At 60.4% G+C, this 278-nt stretch carries 1 protein-coding gene; it reads right to left on the reverse strand.

The genetic code is table 11. From position 1 onward, the window contains the following. Positions 1 to 78: 78 nt before the first annotated feature. The coding region (locus tag SB822_RS56630; protein ID WP_410859043.1) for a VirB8/TrbF family protein at positions 79 to 278 on the reverse strand (200 nt) is incomplete at its 5' end.

A 278-nucleotide genomic window follows, 5' to 3' on the forward strand; every position in this document is an offset into this window, starting at 1 on the left:
CGGCACTGGCCGGCTGGCACATCGCGCCAACGCACAGCGCGGCGGCGATCAACGAGGCAAACGTTCGGTTCGCATTCATCATTGGGTCTTCTGCATGGAGAACAACGGATAGAAGAGCCCGAACGGATTGCGGCCGAGCGCGTCTTCGGCTGTGGGAGGGACAATCTGGTAGCGGAAAGTCAGCGCGTATTTCTGCACGACCGGCTTGTCGGTCGGTGACTGCGTCGTGCTGGTTGTGAACTCAACGACAGCCGTGGAATCCTCGAGCAATGCGACGT

It is taken from the genome of Paraburkholderia sp. SIMBA_054, from assembly GCF_046534875.1.
In the GTDB taxonomy this organism is placed as follows: Bacteria; Pseudomonadota; Gammaproteobacteria; order Burkholderiales; family Burkholderiaceae; genus Paraburkholderia; species Paraburkholderia hospita.